The organism is Sulfuricurvum sp. (assembly GCF_022759005.1).
Classification (GTDB): Bacteria; Campylobacterota; Campylobacteria; order Campylobacterales; family Sulfurimonadaceae; genus Sulfuricurvum.
Genome location: NZ_JAEMQA010000072.1, coordinates 1 through 6,334, shown reverse-complemented (window position 1 = coordinate 6,334; position 6,334 = coordinate 1). Strand labels below are relative to the sequence as shown.

At 44.6% G+C, this 6,334-nt stretch carries 9 protein-coding genes, 1 other RNA gene and 1 pseudogene; all 11 read right to left on the bottom strand.

The window, feature by feature from the left end; all coding sequences use genetic code 11:
• Positions 1-160: 160 nt before the first annotated feature.
• A complete protein-coding gene (locus tag JHC35_RS04700; protein WP_295042491.1) occupies positions 161-412 on the bottom strand; it encodes a hypothetical protein in 252 nt (83 codons plus the stop codon).
• 48 nt (positions 413-460) lie between these two features.
• Positions 461-1,126: a hypothetical protein gene (locus tag JHC35_RS04695; RefSeq protein WP_295042489.1), complete on the bottom strand. Its 666-nt coding sequence runs from the start codon at positions 1,124-1,126 to the stop codon at positions 461-463.
• A 49-nt stretch (positions 1,127-1,175) separates the two neighbouring features.
• Positions 1,176-1,504: RNase P RNA component class A (gene rnpB, locus JHC35_RS04690), an RNA gene on the bottom strand.
• A 31-nt stretch (positions 1,505-1,535) separates the two neighbouring features.
• Complete coding sequence (locus JHC35_RS04685) at positions 1,536-1,832, bottom strand: DUF2018 family protein (RefSeq protein ID WP_295042487.1); 297 nt, start codon at positions 1,830-1,832, stop codon at positions 1,536-1,538.
• 117 nt (positions 1,833-1,949) lie between these two features.
• Entirely contained in the window at positions 1,950-2,507 is a 558-nt protein-coding gene (locus tag JHC35_RS04680) for a 2-oxoacid:acceptor oxidoreductase family protein (protein ID WP_295042485.1), read from the bottom strand.
• 11 nt (positions 2,508-2,518) lie between these two features.
• On the bottom strand, positions 2,519-3,376 hold the full coding sequence (locus tag JHC35_RS04675; RefSeq protein WP_295042483.1) for a 2-oxoglutarate ferredoxin oxidoreductase subunit beta: 858 nt from the start codon (positions 3,374-3,376) through the stop codon (positions 2,519-2,521).
• Positions 3,376-4,521: a 2-oxoglutarate synthase subunit alpha gene (locus JHC35_RS04670; RefSeq protein WP_295042481.1), complete on the bottom strand. Its 1,146-nt coding sequence runs from the start codon at positions 4,519-4,521 to the stop codon at positions 3,376-3,378. Before JHC35_RS04670 ends, JHC35_RS04675 begins: the two co-directional genes overlap by 1 nt.
• A 12-nt stretch (positions 4,522-4,533) precedes the next feature.
• Positions 4,534-4,851 carry a 4Fe-4S binding protein gene (locus JHC35_RS04665; RefSeq protein WP_295042478.1) on the bottom strand — a complete coding sequence of 106 codons (318 nt, stop codon included), beginning with the start codon at positions 4,849-4,851 and terminating at the stop codon, positions 4,534-4,536.
• Between the two features lie 19 nt (positions 4,852-4,870).
• Positions 4,871-5,152: a heavy-metal-associated domain-containing protein gene (locus tag JHC35_RS04660; RefSeq protein WP_295042476.1), complete on the bottom strand. Its 282-nt coding sequence runs from the start codon at positions 5,150-5,152 to the stop codon at positions 4,871-4,873.
• Positions 5,152-6,024 (bottom strand): succinate--CoA ligase subunit alpha, encoded by an 873-nt coding sequence (gene sucD / locus JHC35_RS04655; RefSeq protein WP_295042474.1) that lies wholly within the window; start codon positions 6,022-6,024, stop codon positions 5,152-5,154. The genes JHC35_RS04660 and sucD overlap by 1 nt, the downstream gene beginning before the upstream one ends.
• A 3-nt stretch (positions 6,025-6,027) precedes the next feature.
• Positions 6,028-6,334 (bottom strand): annotated as a pseudogene (sucC, locus tag JHC35_RS04650) (succinate--CoA ligase subunit beta); the annotation flags it as partial.

Below are 6,334 nucleotides of genomic sequence, written 5' to 3'. Positions count from 1 at the left end.
TTTAAAGTGCCTAAAATAGGGGTGTATTTGGTTTTTCAGGGCTGACTAAATACTGCCTATCGCGATACTCATAACGATTCCTTGATCGAACAATATAATCAGTTATAAGCAAAACTCATTCTAAATCATGTCGATCGATCCATCGAATCGATTTTATTTACTATTCCGCGCTGTATGCCTGTTGAATATAATTTTCTAATTTGCCTTCCATTGCAGACATGATCGAGGCTAAAATTTTGTCTTTTTCCTCATTGGAGAGTTTATTCCCTGTCGATTTTTCGATCGCGTAAATCGCAGTTGAGGCTGCCGTATCGAGGACGTAGTTGTTGAGTGCCATCGCCATTTTAGCGCTGTGATCCCCTACCACTTGTGCGATGTAGTGTTGAAGTTCCAATACCATTTGTTCATTCATAGAAAAGCCCTATTATTAGTTTTCAGCATTATACACCGAGATAGACCGTTATGAATGGATAAATTGGACGCTCTCTTTTGGGATATTTCTCTTTTGATTAACATGGTAAATTCCTTGTATCTGTTCAAAATTGACATCGTTATACTTTCCAACATACGCATTCGGATCAGTTGTTTCGGCATAATAATACGCTTTTCCCTCAATATTTAAGTGAGTGTTATTCGGATTTACTTTGGATGCATCATCAACCTCAACCGCGATAAACGTGTGGTCTTGGGTATAAACTAAGACGCAATTATGATTCGTTTCAAGAAGTATCATCGCGAGCAACTGTGCTTTTTCATCACAATCTCCGCCGTTTTTCACGATGACATCGACAGGAGTTCTGTGTTTGTCGGAACGAATATATGGGATATGACTCACATAGCTGAACGCTTGATTCACTTCACACGCTTCATTACCGCTGCATCGGTCTTTGAGGTTCGTGATAATCGTTTTAAGCTTGCTGTTTTCGTCGATGTAATACGGCGCATACAACTCCCCTACTTTGATCGCATTCGGCGGAGGGACGATGATCGTGCGAACTTCGCTATTGTTAGTCGTTTCATGGACGGTACTGCTGTTCGCGGTATGGTTTTTGTAGGCGGCAACCGCCAAAACAAAAAGGACGGGATACACAATAAATCGGATGCTTAACGGCTTTTGTTCTTTCATCAATTAAAACTTTTAAAGAAGATGGAGTGGATAAGTGTAGCAGAAAAAGAAAGCAGGTACAACGTAAGCCGGGTTCTGGATGTAGCGATAATTAATCTACTGTCATGATTACTCATGACCTCTAGCGAAACAATAGCGATGTAGGACGCTAACCATCTGTTTCTTGCTGCGCGGTTGGGTTTACATAGCTCTCCTAGTTGCCTAAGAGACTGGTGGGCTCTTACCCCGCCGTTTCACCCTCACCTCTTTCGAGGCGGTCTACTCTCTGTTGCACTATCCCTCACGTTACCGTGGCCATCCGTTAGATGGAACCGTGTCCTACGGCAGCCCGGACTTTACCTCTTGAGCTGTGACTCAAGCTATCGCCTGTTGTACCTGTGTGCAATTATAGGGGATATTGGATTAAATCTCAATCAGCTATTTTATAGATCAAACGTCCCGCGTATTCCATATAGAGGCTTTTTTTGTGCATTTCAATCTCGGAAGGGTTCATCAGCGCGTACGAATCAACGATACGGTCAAGATCTTCTTCCCCGTGTTGCTGCATCAGCATTTTTTCCATCACGGCGATTTTAGTCATGATCTCATCGAAATCATGACGGTAGAGATCTTCGCTCACCTGATTGGCAATATCCCAATATTTTGATTGGGGAGAGCCGCCGAAAATATCGTCTTCATTTTCGAATAAAACATCGTATTTAGCCATGATTGTCTCCTAATTTTTGCGTAGAGTATCGCAATATCGTTTAAGGGTTCTTAGAGGGTGAAAGATAAGGATTTTTTTTAAAAGAATCGGAAACTAATTTTCCGCCGAAACGGAAAATTAAGAAGCCATCGCTTCAAGAGCGTATTTTTTACCGAGATCGTACGCTTTGTTGTTAACATCGTGTACTTTTGCCGGTACTTTTGAGAGCATAACACCACGTAGCAATTCATCATCCAATGCTTTCATGAACGTGTTAGCAATAGCCAACGCTATAACCGATTGGGTAATAACGTTACCGATTTCATCTTTAGCGATGGTAATGATTGGAATCTCAACAATATTCCATTTTTTACGATCTTCATCCGTTGGGTGAACCAAGTTAGGCTCAACTACAATAGTACCGCCTTCCGTTACCCCGTTTTTGAAAAGATCGTAGCTTGTTTGAGCTACTGAGAGCATGAAATCGATCTCACCGTCATTGGCATACGGATAGAAGATCTCTTCATCGTCCAACGTAATATCAACGACAGTAGGTCCGCCGCGCACTTGCGACGTGTAGGTTGCGGTTTTTAGACCGTTACCTCCCTCTTTGATTTTAGCTGCAGCAAAAATTTCGCCTGCAAGAAGTACACCCTGTCCGCCAACACCCGTAAATCTCATTAATGTTCTAGCCATTGTGTCTCTCCTTAAATTTTCTTCGCAAAATCGTCTTGGGTAATCGCTTTACGTTTACCTTGATGGAACGCTTGTACCTCTTTGTACATATCGCAGTACTCTTTCGCTTCTTCGTCATGTTTTAGGATACCGGTCGGGAATTTATTCTTTTTTTCTTCTTCTGGAAGTGCTTCCCATTTTTTGAGCGGAGTCGTAATACTGTCGATCCATTCAAGGTTTTCCATCGCACTTGCCATTTTGTTTTTACGGCCAAGGTTGATATGGCAGTTTGACAAAACGTCAAAGAAAGCAAAACCGCGGTGTTGGAACCCTTTTACCAACACTTTTTCCAATTTTTTCGGATCAAGCATTGTCTCACGCGCTACGAATGATGCACCTGCCGCAATAGCAAGATCACATGCGTTGAACGTAGGATCGATGTTTCCTGATTTTTGACTCACGGTCCACATACCCTGAGGAGTAGTCGGAGACGTTTGTGAATTGGTCAACCCGTAAATGAAGTTATTAATCATGATAAATTTGATGTCGATATTACGGCGGCATCCGTGAATGGTATGATTACCACCAATAGCCAGTGCATCCCCGTCACCTGCAACACAGATTACATGTTTATCCGGGTTAACCAACTTAATTCCGGTTGCAAACGCGACAGTACGTCCATGAGTCGTGTGAACGGTATTGAAATCGACGTATGATGAAAAACGTCCTGAACACCCGATACCTGAAACGACACACACATCATCTTGTTTCCATCCACATGTCTCGATTGCACGAATAACGGCTTTAAGAATAACACCGTCACCACATCCCCAACACCAAAGTGTCGGCATTTTTTCCAAACGTAGATATTGATCGTAATTGAAAGCCATTAGATCATCTCCTTCACTTTATTCACAATTTCGTACGGAGAGATAGCTCGTCCGTTAACTTTGTACAGCCCTTGAATATCAAGACGGCTAGACACGCGTTCTACTTCTTCAGTGTATTGGCGAATATTGAGCTCAACGCACAATACGTTTTTCACTTTATCGGTGAAATGTTTGATACGTTTAGCCGGACTTGGCCACAATGTAATAGGACGGAAAAGTCCCGCTTTGATACCGTCAGCGCGAAGGTGACGAATCGCCTCTTTTGCTGCCAATGATACCGATCCGTATGCGATAATCAAAATGTCGTTTTCTTCAAGGTCATCACACATAAACTCTTCGTTAAGCTCGATCTCATCTGTGTGCATCATAACTTTGTCTTCAAGACGTTGAATCAATTTACGGCAGGTTTCGATCTCTTCAGTCGGGAACCCTTTTGCATCATGGTGAAGACCAGTAAAGTGGTAACGATACCCTTGGAACATCGGATTCAAAACCGCAGGTTCGTCTGCACCGACACCGTATGGACGGTAGTCTTCAGGAGCTCCTGTAAATGTTTTACGAGGAACGATCCCTTTTTTAACCTCCTCTACGGTTGGGATAACCGCTTTACCGTGCATGTGACCGATTGTTTCGTCCAAAAGAACGATAACCGGTTGCATAAAACGGTCCGCTAGGTTAAACGCACGAACCGTTTCGGTATAACACTCTGCGAGGTTACCCGCACACAATGTGATCGAACGATAGTCCCCGTGTGACGGATTACGTGCTTGACGAACGTCACCTTGAGCAACACGTGTCGGAAGACCCGTTGATGGACCGCCGCGCATAACGTTGACAAGAACCAAAGGAACTTCTGCCATTTGTGCAAGACCGAGGTTTTCTGCTTTGAGTGAAACCCCCGGACCTGATGTAGCGGTCATGGTACGAACACCTGCCATACCGGCACCAGCAGCGGCTGCAATACCCGCGATTTCGTCTTCCATTTGGATAGCTACGCCACCAACTTCCGGAAGCAAATCAGAGATAGTGTGCATTACTTCTGAAGACGGAGTAATCGGATAACCCCCAAAAAACATACATCCGGCATCAACCGCAGCTTCTGCCGCCAAGTCGTTACCGGTCGAAATTACTTCTCTCATTTCCATTTTATTTCTCCCTTATGCGGTTAGCTTCATGTATTTATTGTTCTTGATCGCTTCAGCTCTCTCTTTTGATTGTTCAGAGAGTTTTGCAAATTTGAACTCTGATTTATCGGCTACGTAAATAGCAAAGTCAGGACAGTTCAATTCACAATCGTTACAACCGATACAGGCTTGAGGCTCAATAATTTCAATCATAGCCCCCAACGTAGAGGTCGGCTCAAGTCTCATCGCTAAAACTCCTGCCGGACATACCGATACACAGATATCACATGCTTTACAGCGTGCTTCATCAACCCACACCGGAGTGTTTTCTGGCGCTTTCATAATTGACATTCCATCTCCTCAATTTAGATTAGTTTATTTTGCCAACGGCACACGATACAAAGCTTTTTGCTTTAAGCACCGTCTCTTCACCGAAGCCGCGTTCTTCATTTGACAGAGGATAACCGAGACTTCTTAAAATTGCCTTTGCTTGTGCTGATTGCGCCTCATCTTCTACATTTAATGTTACTTTCCGAGGCTCGCACGAGAGATCGACACTGATCTCTGTAAATCCTGCATCTTTGAGTGCTTTGGTAATCGTATTAGCGCAACCGCCGCATCGTACGTTAGCTACTTCAAAGACGGCAGTCATTATTTCTTCATCACTTCAGCCAAAGCTTTACCGATATCAGCCGGTGAGACAACAACACGTACTCCAGCCGCTTCAAGTGCCGCCATTTTTTCCGCTGCCGTTCCTGAACCGCCTGAGATGATCGCACCCGCGTGTCCCATACGTTTGCCCGCAGGAGCTGTTTGACCCGCAATGAACGCAACGACCGGTTTGGTGATGTGCTCTTTGATGTACGCAGCCGCTTGGATCTCCAAGTCTCCGCCGATCTCACCGATCATAACAATCGCATGGGTTTCCGGATCTGCTTCGAACATCGGCAACAATTGTTTGTACGAAAGACCGATGATCGGGTCACCGCCGATACCGACCGCCGTTGTGATACCGAAACCTTCATTAACCACTTGGTTGGCTGATTCGTATGTCAATGTCCCTGATTTAGAGATCAAACCGACATGCCCTTTTTTGAAAATGAAGCCTGGCATAATTCCGATTTTGCACTCTTCAGCCGTGATGATTCCCGGACAGTTCGGTCCGATGGTTTTCATGTTTTTCTTAACCGCGTATGCTTTTGCGTACATCATATCTTTAACCGGAGCACCTTCGGTAATGATAACCGCAAGTTCGATCCCTGCATCTGCCGCTTCCATAACCGCATCGGAAACGAAAGCCGGCGGAACGAAAATCATAGAAACCGTAGCACCCGTAGCGCGAACCGCTTCATCAACCGTATTGAAAACTGGTTGACCGAGATGTTCTTGTCCACCTTTACCCGGAGTGACACCGCCGACGATTTTGGTTCCGTATGCCATACATTGCTCAGCGTGGAACGTCCCCTCTTTACCTGTAAAACCTTGTACGATTACTTTTGTATCTTTATTAACCAAAATAGACATTAATTACTCTCCCTTCGCTGCTGCAACGGCTTTACGCGCACCGTCTGCAAGGTCTGTTGCTGCGATAATATTAGAAATTCCCGCATTGTTGAGGATATCTGCCGCCTCTTTTGCGTTGGTTCCGTCAAGTCGCACGATAACCGGTACGTCCACTTTTGTGAGTTTTGTTGCTTCGAGAATCCCGTTTGCAACGCGGTCACATCGTACGATACCGCCGAAGATATTGACGAAAATTGCTTTGACGTTCGGATCTTTTAAAATGATTTCAAATCCTTTAGCCACCGTTTCCGCATTAGCTCCGCCGCCCACG

What these genes read in the sequence shown, in the direction of transcription:
- JHC35_RS04700 (WP_295042491.1), bottom strand. Translation starts at nt 412, where the DNA reads ATGAATGAACAAATGGTATTGGAACTTCAACACTACATCGCACAAGTG.
- JHC35_RS04695 (WP_295042489.1), bottom strand. Translation starts at nt 1,126, where the DNA reads ATGAAAGAACAAAAGCCGTTAAGCATCCGATTTATTGTGTATCCCGTC.
- JHC35_RS04685 (WP_295042487.1), bottom strand. Translation starts at nt 1,832, where the DNA reads ATGGCTAAATACGATGTTTTATTCGAAAATGAAGACGATATTTTCGGC.
- JHC35_RS04680 (WP_295042485.1), bottom strand. Translation starts at nt 2,507, where the DNA reads ATGGCTAGAACATTAATGAGATTTACGGGTGTTGGCGGACAGGGTGTA.
- JHC35_RS04675 (WP_295042483.1), bottom strand. Translation starts at nt 3,376, where the DNA reads ATGGCTTTCAATTACGATCAATATCTACGTTTGGAAAAAATGCCGACA.
- JHC35_RS04670 (WP_295042481.1), bottom strand. Translation starts at nt 4,521, where the DNA reads ATGGAAATGAGAGAAGTAATTTCGACCGGTAACGACTTGGCGGCAGAA.
- JHC35_RS04665 (WP_295042478.1), bottom strand. Translation starts at nt 4,851, where the DNA reads ATGTCAATTATGAAAGCGCCAGAAAACACTCCGGTGTGGGTTGATGAA.
- JHC35_RS04660 (WP_295042476.1), bottom strand. Translation starts at nt 5,152, where the DNA reads ATGACTGCCGTCTTTGAAGTAGCTAACGTACGATGCGGCGGTTGCGCT.
- sucD (WP_295042474.1), bottom strand. Translation starts at nt 6,024, where the DNA reads ATGTCTATTTTGGTTAATAAAGATACAAAAGTAATCGTACAAGGTTTT.